22 protein-coding genes and 2 pseudogenes are annotated in these 15,720 nt (G+C 64.7%); 2 read left to right on the top strand and 22 right to left on the bottom strand.

Annotated elements, in window-relative coordinates; translation table 11 throughout:
- The 19 genes and pseudogenes from J7G73_RS09790 to J7G73_RS09705 form a co-directional block, all read right to left on the bottom strand.
- A pseudogene (locus J7G73_RS09790) lies at positions 1–219 on the bottom strand (Gp15 family bacteriophage protein); the annotation flags it as partial.
- A 43-nt stretch (positions 220–262) separates the two neighbouring features.
- On the bottom strand, positions 263–601 hold the full coding sequence (locus J7G73_RS09785) for a hypothetical protein (RefSeq protein WP_087295421.1): 339 nt from the start codon (positions 599–601) through the stop codon (positions 263–265).
- 78 nt (positions 602–679) lie between these two features.
- Positions 680–949 (bottom strand): hypothetical protein, encoded by a 270-nt coding sequence (locus tag J7G73_RS13745; protein WP_367113983.1) that lies wholly within the window; start codon positions 947–949, stop codon positions 680–682.
- Positions 946–1,116 carry a hypothetical protein gene (locus J7G73_RS13740; RefSeq protein ID WP_367113982.1) on the bottom strand — a complete coding sequence of 57 codons (171 nt, stop codon included), beginning with the start codon at positions 1,114–1,116 and terminating at the stop codon, positions 946–948. Before J7G73_RS13740 ends, J7G73_RS13745 begins: the two co-directional genes overlap by 4 nt.
- Before the next feature lie 119 nt (positions 1,117–1,235).
- Complete coding sequence (locus J7G73_RS09775; protein WP_291246105.1) at positions 1,236–3,086, bottom strand: hypothetical protein; 1,851 nt, start codon at positions 3,084–3,086, stop codon at positions 1,236–1,238.
- Positions 3,087–3,102: 16 nt separating this feature from the next.
- Entirely contained in the window at positions 3,103–3,666 is a 564-nt protein-coding gene (locus J7G73_RS09770; protein ID WP_291246104.1) for a Gp15 family bacteriophage protein, read from the bottom strand.
- Positions 3,663–4,112: a hypothetical protein gene (locus tag J7G73_RS09765; RefSeq protein WP_291246103.1), complete on the bottom strand. Its 450-nt coding sequence runs from the start codon at positions 4,110–4,112 to the stop codon at positions 3,663–3,665. Before J7G73_RS09765 ends, J7G73_RS09770 begins: the two co-directional genes overlap by 4 nt.
- Positions 4,113–4,178: 66 nt before the next feature.
- Positions 4,179–4,685, bottom strand: coding sequence for a hypothetical protein (locus J7G73_RS09760; protein WP_291246102.1), 507 nt, complete (start codon positions 4,683–4,685; stop codon positions 4,179–4,181).
- A complete protein-coding gene (locus J7G73_RS09755) occupies positions 4,663–5,121 on the bottom strand; it encodes a hypothetical protein (protein WP_291246101.1) in 459 nt (152 codons plus the stop codon). Before J7G73_RS09755 ends, J7G73_RS09760 begins: the two co-directional genes overlap by 23 nt.
- Positions 5,122–5,135: 14 nt before the next feature.
- Positions 5,136–5,579 carry a hypothetical protein gene (locus J7G73_RS09750; RefSeq protein WP_291246100.1) on the bottom strand — a complete coding sequence of 148 codons (444 nt, stop codon included), beginning with the start codon at positions 5,577–5,579 and terminating at the stop codon, positions 5,136–5,138.
- Positions 5,570–5,932, bottom strand: a complete 363-nt coding sequence (locus J7G73_RS09745; RefSeq protein WP_291246099.1) for a hypothetical protein — start codon at positions 5,930–5,932, stop codon at positions 5,570–5,572. The genes J7G73_RS09750 and J7G73_RS09745 overlap by 10 nt, the downstream gene beginning before the upstream one ends.
- Positions 5,933–5,936: 4 nt before the next feature.
- Positions 5,937–6,809 carry a hypothetical protein gene (locus J7G73_RS09740; RefSeq protein ID WP_291246098.1) on the bottom strand — a complete coding sequence of 291 codons (873 nt, stop codon included), beginning with the start codon at positions 6,807–6,809 and terminating at the stop codon, positions 5,937–5,939.
- A 100-nt stretch (positions 6,810–6,909) separates the two neighbouring features.
- Positions 6,910–7,401 (bottom strand): phage scaffolding protein, encoded by a 492-nt coding sequence (locus tag J7G73_RS09735; protein WP_291246097.1) that lies wholly within the window; start codon positions 7,399–7,401, stop codon positions 6,910–6,912.
- 82 nt (positions 7,402–7,483) lie between these two features.
- Entirely contained in the window at positions 7,484–8,860 is a 1,377-nt protein-coding gene (locus J7G73_RS09730; protein WP_291246096.1) for a hypothetical protein, read from the bottom strand.
- Positions 8,857–9,063, bottom strand: coding sequence for a hypothetical protein (locus J7G73_RS09725; RefSeq protein ID WP_087183829.1), 207 nt, complete (start codon positions 9,061–9,063; stop codon positions 8,857–8,859). The genes J7G73_RS09730 and J7G73_RS09725 overlap by 4 nt, the downstream gene beginning before the upstream one ends.
- A 33-nt stretch (positions 9,064–9,096) precedes the next feature.
- Complete coding sequence (locus tag J7G73_RS09720) at positions 9,097–10,353, bottom strand: PBSX family phage terminase large subunit (protein ID WP_291246095.1); 1,257 nt, start codon at positions 10,351–10,353, stop codon at positions 9,097–9,099.
- Entirely contained in the window at positions 10,340–10,567 is a 228-nt protein-coding gene (locus J7G73_RS09715) for a hypothetical protein (protein WP_087295393.1), read from the bottom strand. Before J7G73_RS09715 ends, J7G73_RS09720 begins: the two co-directional genes overlap by 14 nt.
- Before the next feature lie 193 nt (positions 10,568–10,760).
- Positions 10,761–11,198 (bottom strand): hypothetical protein, encoded by a 438-nt coding sequence (locus J7G73_RS09710; RefSeq protein WP_087295391.1) that lies wholly within the window; start codon positions 11,196–11,198, stop codon positions 10,761–10,763.
- A complete protein-coding gene (locus J7G73_RS09705; protein WP_291246094.1) occupies positions 11,195–11,503 on the bottom strand; it encodes a hypothetical protein in 309 nt (102 codons plus the stop codon). The genes J7G73_RS09710 and J7G73_RS09705 overlap by 4 nt, the downstream gene beginning before the upstream one ends.
- Before the next feature lie 121 nt (positions 11,504–11,624).
- Between J7G73_RS09705 and J7G73_RS13735 the strand changes: the two are divergent.
- A pseudogene (locus J7G73_RS13735) lies at positions 11,625–11,894 on the top strand (helix-turn-helix domain-containing protein); the annotation flags it as partial.
- A 158-nt stretch (positions 11,895–12,052) separates the two neighbouring features.
- A complete protein-coding gene (locus J7G73_RS09695; RefSeq protein WP_291246093.1) occupies positions 12,053–12,385 on the top strand; it encodes an ImmA/IrrE family metallo-endopeptidase in 333 nt (110 codons plus the stop codon).
- Positions 12,386–12,461: 76 nt separating this feature from the next.
- Here the strand turns inward: J7G73_RS09695 and pflA are convergent, their stop codons facing one another.
- From pflA to pflB, 3 genes are all read right to left on the bottom strand, one after another.
- The gene (gene pflA, locus J7G73_RS09690; RefSeq protein ID WP_291246092.1) at positions 12,462–13,235 is read right to left on the bottom strand and encodes a pyruvate formate-lyase-activating protein; all 774 of its coding nucleotides are present in this window, start codon (positions 13,233–13,235) and stop codon (positions 12,462–12,464) included.
- 1 nt (position 13,236) lies between these two features.
- Entirely contained in the window at positions 13,237–13,479 is a 243-nt protein-coding gene (gene grcA3, locus J7G73_RS09685; protein WP_058964204.1) for an autonomous glycyl radical cofactor GrcA3, read from the bottom strand.
- A 106-nt stretch (positions 13,480–13,585) separates the two neighbouring features.
- Positions 13,586–15,658, bottom strand: coding sequence for a formate C-acetyltransferase (pflB, locus tag J7G73_RS09680; RefSeq protein ID WP_291246091.1), 2,073 nt, complete (start codon positions 15,656–15,658; stop codon positions 13,586–13,588).
- Positions 15,659–15,720 lie beyond the last annotated feature (62 nt).

The raw sequence follows: 15,720 nt of genomic DNA, 5'->3' as shown, positions 1-15,720 counted from the left end.
GGCTTTGGCTGCCTTTCTGGCCCGGAACGCTGCCCACTCGCTGCGCATTTTCCGCTGCTGTGGGGTGAATTTTTCCAGCATTTTTCGGTCCCGCTCGCTGCGCACCGCCACCACCCGGCCCAGAGGGGTGTCGTCCATCAGGCCGCTCACCAGCTTGCTCCACTCCGGCCAGCTCAGCTCCCCCTGCAAATGGGGCAGCACCCCATATTGCTTGGCGATGCTCTGCTCGATCAGCAGCGCGTCGAATTCCAGGTCATACCACTCAGGCCCGGGCGCTGTGCTTTGCCTGCTGAAATCGCTGCTCCATCTCCTGCTCCTCCTCGCCGGTCATGGCCGCCATCACCAGCTCGAACAGCTTCTGATAGGCGGGAAAGGGCAGGTCCATCTTGTCGATCTCCGCAAAGGCTTTCTCGCCCAGGGCCAGCTTCAGGGTCTGGTCCATCTGCTCGCTCACCTGGCTGCCGTCCATCTGGTCGGTGTTGATCTGCATCAGCTTGCGCACGGTTTTCTGGCGGTTGTCCACCGGGTACAGCTTGTCCTTTACCCGGATCTCCGGGGCGTCGGTGAGCAGCTTTTCGTCCAGGGTATACAGTTTTGCCATTTGTTTTACACTCCTTTTTCAATCAGTGCCCGGGGGCAGATGGCCCCCGGGCGTTTTCGGTTTTCCTCAGGCTGTCGGTCAGCCTTCCAGTGCAGGGGTGAAGGTGGGCTTGCCGTCGCTCATCACTTCCACCTCCAGAATGGCCACGTCGCGGCTCTCGCCGCCGCCGGGATTGGTCACGTTCAGCACGCAGTCGAAGGCCAGCTTTGCGCCGCTGGGGAACTCCCACTCAAACTTGCTGGCGCAGCCGTCGCCGGTGGCCCAGGCGCTCTGGGCAACGTAATCGTTGCCCGCATCGCCCAGGCAGCGCTTGCCGGTAAGGGTAATGGTCAGTGCTTTGCCGGTCACCACTGCATTTCCATCGGGCTCCACTCCACGGTGTTGCCGTCGATGCTCACCTCAAAGGTTTCCAGCTCGGCAATGGCGACCATATCGCCCTCTTCGCTTGCACGGCCCTCGGTGCCCACCTTAAACTTGTTTTCGTATACGGGATAAACGCCGGTATTCATAGCCATAATTCAGTTCTCCTTTTTTGTGTAATTGTTGTTTTGTTCGATTGATTTTTGTTCGGTCCTGCTTCGCCCCCGCCGGGGCCTGCCCCTCCATAGGCACCACCTCCTTTCCTGCATCCTGATCAATAGGCCTCGGCGAAGGCGCCGCCGATGCGCGCGCCCCGGTTGGCCTCGATCTTCGCCATGGCGCGGTACAGCACCTGGCCGTCCAGCTTCACCTCGATGGGCTGGCTCACATACAGCTGAGCCGCGCCCGCGCCGCCCAGCACGTCCGCCACCGCCTGGCGGATGGTCTCCAGCGGGGCCTCCACGTTGGTGCCCCGCCGCTGGTCGCCCACCACTGCCAGGAATGGCCGGTTGGCGGGCAGCACCGCGCCCTTTGCCAGCCGGGGAATCTGGTATTCCGGCACCCGGGGCAGGTTCACGCCGAAGCGCTGGCCGCCGTAGTCCGGCACCCAGGAGGGGATCTCCACCCCGATGCCGTTCAGCCGGTCGATCACCGCGTTCATGCCGCCGGTCAGCGCCCGCAGCATGGCGTTCACCAGGTCGATGATGCCGTTCACCCCCTGCTTTGCCACGCCGACCATGGTGTCCCACACGCTTTCAAAGATGTTGCTCAGGCCATGCCAGGCCCGGTCCCAGTCGCCGGTGAATACACCGCTCACGAACTCGCACAGCCCGCGCAGCACGCCGGCAATGCCGTCCGCCACCTTGGCGATGGTCCCCAGCCCGTTGAAAAAGCTGTCCACAACGTACTGCACTGCCGCAGCCACCACCGGCGCAAAAAGATCGGTGATGTTCTGCAAAAGCGGCAGAAGGGCATCGGTCCACAACATGGCGATCAGCTCCATCACCGCGCCGAACAAAAGGGTCAGGTTTTCCCACAGGGGGGCCAGATGCTCCTCCCACAGCTCCTGCAGCCGGGCCATCAGCTCATCCAGCACCGGGCGGATCAGCTCGTAATAGAGCGTCTGCACCCAGTTCCGCAGCTGCTCAAAGCCCTGGGCCATCCGGTCCAGAATGGGCTGGCCGTACACCGCCCAGGCCTCGCTCACCGCGGCCAGCATATCCTGCACCACCTGCTGCAAAAAGCCCAGCAGCGGCATCAGATAATTCTGGATGGCGTCGCCCACCAGCTGGCAGCCCAGCGAGAAGTTCCGGGCGAACTGCTCCAGAAAAAGCTCGCCCACCGCGCCCACGATGGGGGCGAAGGTCTCGGAAAAGGCGTTCACGATATTGGGGATGAACTCCCCCAGAAGATATTCCCCCAGCGGACGCAGGGCGGTGTCCCACAATTCCAGGGCGCTGTCCCGGATGAGGGTCCAGGCGCTCTGGGCGGCCCGGGCCAGCTGGCCGAAGGCCTTGCTCCAGGCCGCGATGCTGGGGGCAAACAGCCGGTTCACTTCGTCCAGCACTGGGCGGAGCAGGTTCACAAGGCCGATCCATTTTTTCTGCGCCTCGTCCACCTCTTCGCCCGCGGTGCCGGTGCTGCCGCCGGAAGAGGAACCGCCCCCGCTGCCCGCCTGCTGCTGCACCAGGTTCAGCTCGTCGATGCCCAGCACCGTGCGGGCCACCGCCTTGGCGGCGGCCTTGGTGCTCTTGGTCAGGGTCTGCTGGCCCTTGGCGGCATCCCGGCTGCTTTGGGCCAGCGCCTCGGCCGAAGCTGCCTCGTCACCGAACAGCAGCCAGCGCACCCCCTCGGCCACCTTGCGCAGCCCCTCGGCAAAGCCCGCCAGCACCTGGCCCAGCCCGCCCAGCTGCCCCTGCATCACCTGCAACAGCTGCCCGGCACTGGACGCGGCCTCGTCCTGCGCGGCCTTCACCTGCTGCCAGGCCAGCCGCAGTGCGGCGGATTGGTCCAGCCCCAGTTTGCGGTAATCCGCCGCCAGCTTCATCACGGTACTGCGGGTGTCCCGCTCGGCCTGCCTGGCGTCGCCCACCAGCAGGTCCAGCCAGGTTGTTTGCTTGTCCATTCGTTTCCCTCCTTTCTCAATCGTTCAGCAGCCGGTTCAGCCGCTCCCGCTCAGCCAGCTCCTCGGGGGTGTAGCGGGGCTTCAGGTCCACCCGGGCCCGGTTGCGCTGATAAAATTCCCTCTCCCAGCCCTCCAGCTTTTTGCCCCGGCGCAGCTTGTCCCGAATGGCCACCACGGCGGACAGCTGCCCCTCCCCGATGGCCCCGAACCAGGCAAGAAAAGTCCACCAGTGCACGAAGGGCAGCGCCCGGATCTCGCACCCGGCCGCCTTGTTCACGTCCGCCACGATCAAGGGCAGATCCTGCTGCCAGTCCAGCAGCCGGGGACCCGCCGGGCCGCTGTCCTCTTCGCCGCCCGCCAGAAACCGGAGCATGGCCTCCATGGCCTGCCCCCGCAGCGCCGGAGGCAGGGCGGCAAACTTCCGGTAAAACACCCCCATGGCCAGAAAGGCCCGCGCCTCGGGCGGCTCGGCGGCATCGTCCAGCAGGCGGATGACCTCCAGCACCTCCCGGAAGTCCGCCCGGATGGGCTCGCTGCGTCCGGCGATCTCCAGCGTCTCGGGCAGGTCCCAGCCGGTCACCGGGCCGCCTCCTGACGGGCGGCCTCCCGGGCATCCGCGGCGGCGGCAAGGGCTTCGGCCTTCGCGCTCAGAAAGGCCTCGGCCCCGGCCTGCACCTGGGGCTGCAGCGCCGCGAACAGATTGGTCACCACCCGCTCGCCGTTGGCGGCCACCGCCATCAGGTTCACGCCGCCCAGCAGCCGGTCGAAGTCATTTTCCTCGCCGAACACCCAGGCCAGCACCTCCTTCACCGACCGGTCGGCCTTTGCCAGCAGCTCCAGCGCCTTCTGGCCGGTGGCCTGGGCCGCGCGGCCCTCTTCGGCCATTTCCTGTTCAATGGCGGCGATCCGGTCCGCCGCCTGCAAAAACCGGCTGTACACGTTGGGGTCGCTGGGGTTGAAGCGCAGCACCCCGCCGCCGTTGATCCGATATTCCCGCACGCCGGTGTCGATGTTCAATTCCTGCATTTGTACTCCTCCCTGTTCTGTGCCACGTTGCTGTAAAAAACCGCCCGGGCGGGGCAGATAAACGGCTTACTCCTCGGCCGGGGTAAAGGTCTTGGTGTCCGCCTTGAAGTGGCCCTTCACCGGCGCGCCCTTGTAATGGATGTTGAAGGGGATCTGGTAGCCATTGGAATCGCCGCCATAGCTGCTCACCTCGATGACCGCGTCGTCCTTCACGGCGGGGAAGCCGCTTTCCGGGTCCTCCTCTTCCCACATGTGCACCTCCACCACGGTGGTGTTACAGCCGTCCAGGATCTTGCACTCGTCCACGATGCCCTGCAGCCGCTCAAACAGGGGGTCGCCCACCACCGCGTAGTAGGTCTCCACGCTGCCGCTCTTCTCGTAGCTGGTCACCAGGGTGCTGGTCTCGCCCAGAATGTTCCGGGTCTTTTCCACGTTGGCGCTCAGCTCGGGGCTGTACTCCTCCAGATCCTTACCCAGCCGCACATAGTTGGGGCTGCCCTCCAGCGCACCGGGCTCGGCGGCGTCGATGTAGTGGGCCATCCACTTGCGCTCAATCTTCTTGTTCTTCTCCATCTGTTTCTCCTTTCAGTTCGGTGATGTGTTCCGCCACCAGCTCCAGCCGGTAGCGGGCCAGGCCATCCGGCCCGGCCTGCTGCAGCCCGGCACCCATGGCCCGCAGGCTCTGGCGGCCGGATTCAAAAAGCAGGGGCACCCGGCCCCGGGCGTTCTGGGTGTTCACCCAGTCCTGCAAAGCCAGCACCAGGGCCGCATTGTGCAGCCCCGCGCCGGGGTCGCCCACCGGCTTTTCCAGCCGCAGCTCCAGCCAGAACCGGTAGCTGGTGGAAAGCCGGCCCCCGCCCAGGATGTTTTCTTTAAAACTGCTCTCGGACGCGCCGCCCGGCCGCAGCGACACCGCGCCCCCCGCCAGGTCCAGCCCGTCGATGGCAATTTGTGGTGTGCTGTCCCAGCCGGGCCAGCCTTCCAGCCATTTGCGCAGCTGTTCCAGCATGCTGTTTCCCTCCTTTACCATTTTTTGTACCATTCGGTCTGGGCCTCCACGTGACGCACCTGTCCGCCCAGCTGCTTGGCCGCCACCTCGCGGATCACCGCAAGGCCCGGCACCGCCGCGGGCACAAAGGCCCGCCACTGGTTCGCCGTCTCGATTTCCGGGCCCTCGCCGGGCAGCACCCGGTCCCCCGGCTCCAGCGAGAACCAGCTTTCCCCCGGCTGCGCGCCCTCGCCGCCGGGCCGCCAGACGGGCCACTGCCCGCCGCAGGGCGCCAGCAGAAAGCAGTACCGCTGGACGGTGGCCCCGATGGCATCCGCCCCGCCGGAATCTCGCTTATCCAGCCAGACTCCTTTCAGCACCGTGCGGCGGCAGGAAAATTCCGGCCGGAACGCCGCATGATACACCGTGACGGTATCGGTGCAGAAGCGATAGTCCGGCAAGCCCCCGGTCAGCCGCATGCCGCCACCCCCTGTTCATCCCGCCGGATGTCCAGATACAGCCCGGCGCAGCGGTAGAGCTCCCGGCTTTTGGCAGCGGGGCTTACATCCGGCGCGGGGGCGGCGCTGGTCTGGCTCAGGCTGCCCAGCTGCATCCCGGCCAGCAGCTGGCCGTTTTCCGCCGCTTCATAAAAGTGAATCGCCTCGGCCATGGCGCACACCGCCAGGGCCTCGCTGTTTTCCTCCGGGGCCGTTACCCGGTAGATGCGCTTGTAGCGCCCCAGCTGAGCCGCGGCGGCCCGCTCGGCCGCCGCGAACTCCTGCTCGGTCATCTCACCGGCCCAAACGTCCCGGTAAAATGCGTACTCCACCATAGGCTCAAGCGGGCTTGTTGCTGGCGTACACGCCGGCCAGCTTGTTTTTGTACACGTCGGCCACGCCCACGTTGCGGTAGCCGTACTTGTAGGCGTCCGCCTCCTGGTTCTGGTCGGGGGTCACGATCTTGGGGGCCACGTGCTTTTCAAACTGGATCAGGGCGGGCTTGTGGATGACCATGAAGTTTAGCTCCTTGCCGCCTTCTGCCTTGGCGTAGCCGCCCGCCTCCTGGCCGCCGGTGTGGCCGTCCTTCTGGTCGATGGCGGTGTAGAAGCGGGTCTGAGGCACCAGGGTCTTGCTGGCAAAGCGGGACAGGATCTCCCGGCTCTTGGTGGTGTCCAGATCGGCGATCATGCCGTCCAGGGTGGGGGTGATGAAGAGGTGGCGGTCCTCCATGGGTACCTCGGCCTCGTCCATGGCGTTGGTGGCAACGCGCAGGGCGGCCAGCACCGCCGCGCCGTCATCGAGGGTTTCCTCCTTCTGGGTCACGCCCTCCTTGGAGGCGTAGCTGGCGAAGCGGAAGGCGTCCAGCTCAGGGGCCACCTTGGTGCGGATGAACTCGCCCGCCAGACGGCCGAAGGCGATGCCGGCGCTGTCCGCGTCGTCCATGTTGTCCACGGTGAACATGCGGCCCCGGTCGAAGTTGCATTTCACGGTCTCGTTGGTCAGGGTCACGTCGCCGGACACATAACCGCTGTTGCGGTCGTAGTCGCCCAGGCCCTGCAGCTCGATCATGGGAATGATCAGCTCGTTGGCGTTGGCGCCCTGGCGCACCAGCTCCTCGGGGCCGTCCAGCTTGGCGGTCAGGGACACGGTGCGGTACACCTCGTCCAGCAGAGGGATGAATTTGCCTGCGGTAGTGATCTTGTTAGCCATAGTGTATTTTCCTCCTGTTGTATACAATTTGTTTATTTTAAACCTCATAAAACAGCGGGGCAAAAACGCGGGAGGCCCCCGGGGCCCCGGTGTTCTCCGGTCAGACACGGCCCAGCCCGAAGGCTCGGCGCAGCACCTCATCCGGCTCGCCGCCGGGCGCGCTGGCACCGGTGCCCGCCGCGTAGGGGGGCGGGGTGATGCCGCCGAAGAGATAGCCGTTTTCCTGCTCCAGCTGCTCCAGTGCGGCGGCGATGGCTCCCTCTGGGTCGGCGCTGGTGCGCAGGCCCTCCAGGTCCAGCAGGGCCCGGATGGCCTTTTCGCTGCGGCCGCCCGCCCTGCCGATGGCGGTGTCCAGCGCCGCGTCAAAGCGGGCCGCCGCCACCTGCTCCTCCGCCGACTTGCGGGCCTGCTCGGCCTGCTGCTTCCAGTCGGCTGCCTGGGCGCGGGCGGTCTCCAGCTCGGTCTTCCATTTGGCCTGCCGGGCGTCCAGCTCCTCCCTGTTCACAAAGCGCTGGGCCAGCGCGGCGGTCAGCGATTCCTCCAGCTGGGGGGTGTAGGCCTCGCCCAGCAGCTCCTTCAGCCATTCCTGCATTTTGTTCTTCTCCTTTCCTGTTCCATTGGGTTTCGGGCAAAACAAAAGGCCCGCCGCCCCCTGTGGGGCCACAAGCCGTTTTTCATGAGTTGTTCGGGGCCTTTTTTTCGGGCATCAGCCGCCGGCGTACCCGGGCCAGATCCTCGTCAGTCTCCCAGGGCAGACTGTATTTCCAGGCCAGGGCGATCTCCGGCTTCAGCAGCCCGGCGTTCACCAGCTGCAGGGTGTCGGCCCATTCCCTGTCCTTATCGAACAGAACGCCGTTGCCCCAGTCGATGCGCACCGCCCGCGCCGGGTCCGGCTGAAAGGCGCCGGGAATCCGGTACAGCCTGCCCAGCCTGCCGCAGAGGGCCACCGCCCGGCGCACCGCGCTCTCCCACAGCTGCTGCAGCTCCTGAATGGTCAGGCTGTAGTCGCCCTGGCTGCTGGTCACCTCGGTGGCGGTGCGCTGTGCGGCCTCCACCTCGCCCAGAATGCCCCGCTTTAAGCCGATCAGGCTTTCCAGATTGCGCAGGTACTCCCGCTTGCGGGCCAGAAAGCTTTCCTGCCGCAGAGCGGGGGCGAACACGGTCACGCCGGTGTTGGCGATGTCGTCGTCGATGCCCACGAAGAGGCCGGGCGGCAGCACCGGGCGGCCGTTCTTGCGCTTGTCCAGCAGGTCCGCCGAGGCGAACACCCGGCTCTCGCCGTGGTCGAACTCCCGGTCCAGCTGGCGCTCGTTCCGGTTGATGTTGTGGATCAGCCCCGCCGCCGCGGCGTAAACGCTCACCGGGTCGGGGCTGCCGTCCACGCAGTTTTCCAGCGGCAGGCGCAGGCTCACAAGGCCGAGACCGCCCACATCGCCCACCACCGCCTTGGGCTCCAGCGCCGCGTACCGGGGCAGGGCGGACAGCCCCACCGGCGTGCCGATGCTCTGGCCGTCCCAGCTGCAAAAGAGTTTGTTCTCGATCACCAGACGGCCCGCCTCATCCAGGCTGCGGCGTTCCAAAAGGGTATAAAACTTTCCGTTTTCCATGGTCAGCTCCGCGCTGCCCAGGGCGGTGGCCTCCCCGTCCGGCGAGCGGCCCAGCACCGTGACCATGTCCCGCCGCATCACCGAAAAACCAAATCCCCCGGGCCCCGGCACCGGCTTGAGCCAGCATTCACCCCCGATCAGGGCCAGCTGCATGGCCTTGCGGCGTACCCCGTCCAGCCCGGCCAGCACCCCGGCCACAAAGGGCTCGCCCCCGTCGGCAGCGGCCCGGTACTCGGCAAAGCAGCTGCGGCTCAGCTTGCTCACCACCGTGTAGGGCAGCCGCTGGCAGGGGTCCTCCTCGTCGGTCACCTCCCGGTCAAAGTAAAGGCGAAACCAGTCCTCAATGGCGGCGTTCATGGCGGCGGTGGTGCAGTCCCGCGCGCCGGGGTAGGCCTGGGCAAAGCTGTGGATCTGCCGCCCCAGAGCAGCGCCGAACACACTCATTCCTCCACCTCCCAGCTGCGGGCGGCCAGCCGGTTGCGGGCCCGCACCCCGGCCTGCATGCCCTGGATGTAGGCCTCCAGCCGCTCGATCTCCCGGTCCTTCCGTTCCAGCTGGCTGCGCAGTGCCGCGTTCTCCCGCAGCAGCTGGTCCCGCGCCCACTCAGGCAGAAAGCGCCGCCAGAACCATTCCTTCATTTTGCGCATTTGTTCTCTCCTTTCCTGTTTTTCCGGCGCGGCTCAGCCCCCCGCCCGCCGCCAGATGCGGCTGGTGGCGTAGCGCACCGCGTCGATGTGGTGATTGTCCCGGTCCGGGTAGCCCTCCAGCACCTGGCCGCTGGAGCGGTCCCGGTCGTACTCATACTCGCTGAACTCCTTGGCGGTGTCCGGGCAGCGGGCCGGGTCGATACGGATTTCCGCCAGGCTTTGCAGCCACTTCATGCCCGCCTTCACGCTGCCGGGGCCCTTTTCCGCCCCCCGGCAGGGCAGGCCCAGGGACCGGTAATCCCGGCAGCTTTTCTCCTCGGCGCTGTCCGCAATAAGGGTCTCGCTGTCCCCCGCGCAGACGCCCTTTTCCAGCAGGATGCGGGCGGTGTCCGCGTTGGAGGTGCGGCGGCGGGTGGCCTCGTCGAAGATGTACAGCACCCGCCGGGCGGCATCGTAGCCGCAGCTGTTGAAGGCCCAGGGGTCCGGGAACCAGCCCCAGTCCACCCCGTGGTACCGCCGCTCCAGCCGGGCAATTTCCTCTTTCGGGATGGGGACCAGCTTCACATTCTCGAACACCAGACTGCCGCTGCCCACCACCTGACCCAGGTATTCATGGCGGTAGGCCCGCTCGTTGGTGAGCCGCAGATGCTCTGCCTCCTGCAGAAAGCGCTCGCCCAGCCAGTGGGGCGGCAGGCTTCGGTAGTCGGAATGGACCACCAGCATGCCGGGCTTTGGCTGGCGCACATACCGGTTGACCCAGCTGGAGGGCAGCGGGGGCGGGTTGAAGCTCTTGATCACAAGGCTCTGCCCCTGACCCCGCAGCAGGCTCTGCTCGGCGCTGCGCACCTGGTCCGGTCCGGAGAACTGGTCCAGCTCCTCAAACCAGACCGCGCCGATGTACCCGAAGGGTGGCTTGATGCTCTTCAGCTTGGCCGCGTCGTCCAGCCCGAAGCACCAGACGCACTGGCCGGTGGTTTTTCGCACCAGCTCCATCCGGCTCACATTGGCCTCGAACTCCCCGTCCAGCCCCATCCGCTCCAGCGCCCAGAGCAGCTGGCTCCACACACTGGTGCGCAGGGTCCGGCCCACCCGGCGCAGGGCGACGGCGTGGCAGTCCGGGTGGCGCATCAATTGCACCAGCAGCTCAATGGCCGCACAGCTGCTTTTGGCGCTGCCCCGCCCGCCGGTGAGCACCAACTCCCCCACCTGACCCCGGCGCACCGCCTTGTGGGCCTCATGGAAGGCCGGGGCGATCAGCCCGCCCAGCGCCCGGCGTTCACTGGATGTCATCCACCAGCACCACCCGGGGCACGGGCTGGGCCGTCGGGGCATCCAGCAGCTTTGCCAGCATCTCCATGGCCTTCATCCGGCTGGCAAGGCTGGGCAGCTGCATCATCTCCTCGCCGTTCTTGCCGTATTCCGGGTAGGCCTTTTCTCCCATGGCAATAGCCATCAGCTCCTGGCGCAGCCGCTGGGCGGGGTCCTCTTTTTTGCGCGCGGCCATCGGCACTCACACTCCTTTCCTGAAAAATTTGGATGGAAAAAGGCGGGGAGCCCGGTTTTTGTTCCGGGCCCCGCCGCCTACTTTCCTCATGATACAGGATAGCACGGGTCGAACCGGGCTTTCCAGGGTCAAATCCTGTTTTTTTCCGGGTTTTCCGGGTCAATTTTACCTTTTGACCGGGCTTTTCGCGGTTTCATGCCGCCGGGTGCGCTTCCCCCATACAGATGCACTTCAGCGCCCGATCATGCTGGCGGCGCAGCCAGCGCTCGTCCATGTCCAGCATCTGGCCAATCTCCACCCAGGTCTTGCCCAGCAGATAGCGTGCCCGCATCATCTGGCGGGTGCGCTCGTCCTCCAGCAGCTCGATGGCCACCACCACCCGGGCCTGGGCCTTGGCCGCCGCGTCCAGCTTTTGGGCCAATTCCCCCCGCAGCGCCTCCAGCCGCTCCACGCTCTGCTCCAGCTTATGCAGATTCGGCCCCCGCACCACCTGCACCCCCTGGCCAAGATAGGGGGTGATCCGGGTGATCACCGCTTCCAGCTCCCGCAGCTGCTCGCTCACCAGACGTGCCTCGTGCAGCTGGGTCTGGTAACTGCGCAAAAATTCCAAAGTCTCGGCTCTGCTGTTCATTCCGCTTTTTCCTCCCTCTGTACACCTGCTTCATACACACCGGCAGCAGGCAGTTGCCCTCGCCGTCCCGCTTCCATTGGCAGCGCTCGCAGCCCCGCCAGGTCCATTTCGTGTTCATGCTCGTCCTCCTTCCAGATCCAGTTGCCGGAAAAATACCATTCCACCAGCATGGCCCTGAACTCCGCCGCCTCTGCCGCCCGCTCATCCCATTGCAGGATGCCGCAGCCCTGGCAGGCGACGGCAAAGCCGTCGGCCCCGTTCACAAATCGGCCCCGGTTCGGCCCGAGGCCCTGCCAGCTTCCCACCGCATCGCCCTCCTTTGCGGCCCGAGATATCGGGCACTTTTTGTGGTATAATAAATAATTCTTTTTATAAAGTCACGTTTCGTGTCTTTATAAAATAAAAAAATACACCGAACCGGATTTTATGGAAAAATCTTCCGGTTTCTTCGGTGGATTCATTCTACATCAATTCACGAATCGTGTCAACACCCTTTGTGAATATTTTCTTTACAAAATCCACATTTCGTGCTATCATCAATACAGAAACCGGAAAGGAGTCGATCATATGGGTCAATTTGCATCCATCTTAAAGCAGCTTCGGCTGCAGAAGGGGCTCACCCAGCCCCAGCTGGCCGAGCGTCTGGGCATCAGCCGCAGCGCCATCAGCATGTATGAGCGGGGCGAGCGCGAGCCGGACACCGCCACCATGGAGGCCATTGCGGCCCTGTTCGGGGTGGACATGAACTATCTTTACGGTATGCCCACCGTCACCTTCGACGACTTCACCTATGCCTTGCACAACGAAAGCAAGGACCCTATTCCATCGGCTTTGCAGACGCCGCCACCCTGGAAATGGACGGCCGCTACGGCATTTTTCTGGACTTTGACCAGTTCGAGACCATGGCGGACTACGCTGCCGCCCTGGCCCATGAGGTGGGCCACTGCGCCACCGGGGCCACCCACGCGGTGCACAGCCCCTTCGAGCTGGTGGCCCAGCACGAGGACCGGGCCAACCGCTGGCACTACGAGCACTACCTGCCCTTTTCGGAATTGCAGGCGCTGGTGGCGGACGGCTACACCGAGCCCTGGCAGCTGGCGGAGGCCACCGGCTGGCCGGAAAAAACGGTGCGGGACGCACTGGAATACTACACCCAGCGCCGGGGCCTGCGGCTGCAATGCCCCTGAATCGATCACACAACAAAAAATCCCCCCGAACGGCACATCTGCCATTCGGGGGGATTTTTCTGTTTTGAAGAAACGGTCAGGGCTTGGCCTGCCCGGCGCGCACAGCGCGGATCTCGTCCAGCAGAATCTGCCGGGCGTTGGCGGCGGCTGCCTTTTCCAGGGCGGGCACCCCTTCCAGGGGGTAGGTAAGGCCCAGGGCCTTGTATTTGTTCACGCCCATGGTGTGGTAGGGCAGCACCTCCAGACCCTTCAGGTTCCGGTAGCCGCCCAGCATCCGGCCCAGCCGGTGCAGGTGCTCTTCGCCGTCGGTGCGGCCGGGCACCACCACATGACGGGCCACCATGGGCACGCCCGCTGCCTCCAGCGCGGCGGCGAAGGCCAGAACCGGGGCCTGGGGCTGGCCGGTCAGAGCCTTGTGGCCCGCCTCGTCGCTGTGCTTGAAGTCCAGCAGCACCAGGTCGGTGACCGCGAACAGCTCCGCGAACCGGTCCTTTTTCTTGTCGGTGTAAAAGATGCCGCTTGTATCCAGGCAGGTGTGGATGCCCCGCTGCTTTGCCTTTTGGAACAGCTCGGTAAGAAAGGGCAGCTGGGCCAGCGGTTCGCCGCCGGTGGCGGTGATGCCGCCGCCCTTATAAAAGCTCTTGTTCTTCTCGTACTGGTCCAGCAGCTGGTCGGCGGTCATCATCTGGCCGCCGGAAAAGGCCCAGGTGTCCGGGTTGTGGCAGAAGGCGCACCGCATGGGGCAGCCCTGAAAGAACACCACGAACCGGATGCCCGGCCCGTCCACGGTGCCGAAGCTTTCCACCGAATGGATGCGCCCGGTGAGCGGTGCGGTTTGTTCGGTTTCCATCTTACATGCCTTCGTGGAAGGTACGGCTGATGACCTCATCCTGCTGCTCCTTGGTGAGCTTGTTAAAGTTCACCGCGTAGCCGGACACGCGCACGGTCAGCTGGGGGTACTTTTCGGGATGGGCCTGCGCATCCAGCAGGGTCTCCTTGGTGAACACGTTCACGTTCAGGTGATGGCCGCCCTTTTCGGCGTAGCCGTCCAGCAGGCCAACCAGGTTGTCAATCTGAGAATCGCTGATCTTCATAGTGAATACACTCCTTTTCACTTGGGGAATTGAAAATACGGGGCGGGGCGCAGGCTGCACCCCGCCGCCGGGGATTGCTTGCTTTTTTACTGCTTGAAATGACCGCTTACAGCTCCACGTTGGGCTCGCAGCAGGCGCAGTCGTGGGGCATGTCCAGCTCGATCTCGCCGAAGAACACCTGATCCTCCTTGCCCAGCGCACCGGGGATGATGGAGAAGGTGTTGGAGATGCCGTCCTGGGCATCCTTGAAGGGCAGCTTTGCCACCGAGCTCAGGGATGCCACCGCACCGTGGCTGTCGCGATGGTGCATGGGGTTGGCGCCGGGGGCGAAGGGCTCGCCGCCCTTACGGCCGTCCGGGGTGGAGCCGGTGTTCTTGCCGTACACCACATTGGAGGTGATGGTCAGGATGGAGGTGGTGGGCTTGCCGCCGCGGTAGGTGTGGTTGGACTTGATGTGCTGCATGAAGCGGTGCACGATGTCGTGGGCGATCTGGTCCACCCGGTCGTCGTCGTTGCCGTACTTGGGGAAGTCGCCCTCCACCGCGTAGTCCACCACGATGCCGTTCTCGTCCCGGATGGTCTTTACCTTGGCGTACTTGATGGCGCTCAGGGAGTCGGCCACAACGGACAGACCCGCAATACCGGTGGCGAACCAGCGGGTGACCTCCTTGTCGTGCAGGGCCATCTGGATGCGCTCGTAGCAGTACTTGTCGTGCATGTAGTGGATGATGTTCAGGGCGTTCACGTACACCCGGGCCAGCCACTGCATCATGTCGTCGAAGCGCTGCATCACGTCCTCGTAGTTCAGGTACTCGTCGGTGATGGGGCGGAAGCGGGGGCCAACCTGCTTCTTGCTGATCTCGTCCACGCCGCCGTTGATGGCGTACAGCAGGCACTTGGCCAGGTTGGCGCGGGCGCCGAAGAACTGCATCTCCTTGCCCACACGCATGCTGGACACGCAGCAGGCGATGGCGTAGTCGTCGCCGTGGGTCACGCGCATCAGGTCGTCGTTCTCATACTGGATGGAGCTGGTGGCGATGCTCATCTTGGCGCAGTAGCGCTTGAAGGCCAGGGGCAGACGGGTGGACCAGAGCACGGTCATGTTGGGTTCGGGAGCGGTGCCCAGGTTCTCCAGCGTGTGCAGGTAACGGAAGCTCATCTTGGTGACCAGGGGCCGGCCGTCGATGCCCACGCCGCCGATGGACTCGGTGACCCAGGTGGGGTCGCCGCTGAACAGGGCGTTGTACTCGGGGGTACGGGCGAACTTGACCAGGCGCAGCTTCATGATGAAGTGGTCCACCATCTCCTGGATTTCGCTCTCGGTGAAGGTGCCGTCGGCCAGGTCGCGCTGGGCGTAGATGTCCAGGAAGGTGCTGGTGCGGCCCAGGCTCATGGCGGCGCCGTTCTGCTCCTTCACCGCGGCCAGGTAGCCGAAGTACAGCCACTGGATGGCCTCCTGGGTGTTCTTGGCGGGCTGGGAGATGTCGAAGCCGTAGATCTTGCCCAGCTCCTTCAGCTCCTTCAGGGCCTTGATCTGCTCGCTCAGCTCCTCGCGCTCACGGATCACGTCGGAATACATGATCACGCGGGTGGAATCCTTCTGGTTCTGCTTGTCCTCGATCAGACGGTCCACACCGTACAGGGCCACGCGGCGGTAGTCGCCGATGATGCGGCCGCGGCCGTAGGCATCGGGCAGGCCGGTGATGATGTGGCTGGAACGGCAGGCGCGCATCTCGGGGGTGTAGGCGTCGAACACGCCCTCGTTGTGGGTCTTGCGGTATTTGGTGTAGATCTCCACCACTTCCGGGTCCACATGGTAGCCGTTGTCCTCGCAGGCCTTCATGGCCATGCGGATACCGCCGTTGGGCTGCAAGGAGCGCTTGAAGGGCTTATCGGTCTGGAAGCCCACGATCTTCTCTTTGCTCTGGTCCAGATAGCCGGGACCATGGGAGGTGATGGTGGAGATGACGCGGGTGTCCATGTCCAGCACGCCGCCGGCCTCCCGCTCCTTGGCGGTCAGGTCCATGACCTGAGCCCACAGCTCGCCGGTCTCCTTGGTGGGACCCTGCAAAAAGCTTTCGTCGCCCTCGTAGGGGGTGTAGTTCTTCTGGATGAAGTCCCGCACGTTGATCTCATTCTGCCAGACGCCGGGGGTAAAATCCTTCCATTCCTGTCTCATTGGCCTGTGCCCTCCTGTATTTGGATGGTAAATAAATATCGGTTCGCCCATCGCTGGGCGTT

The organism is Allofournierella sp. (assembly GCF_017889395.1).
GTDB lineage: Bacteria > Bacillota > Clostridia > Oscillospirales > Ruminococcaceae > Allofournierella.
Note: the sequence above shows the minus strand (reverse complement) of the source record. Positions and strands in the feature narration are given on the sequence as shown.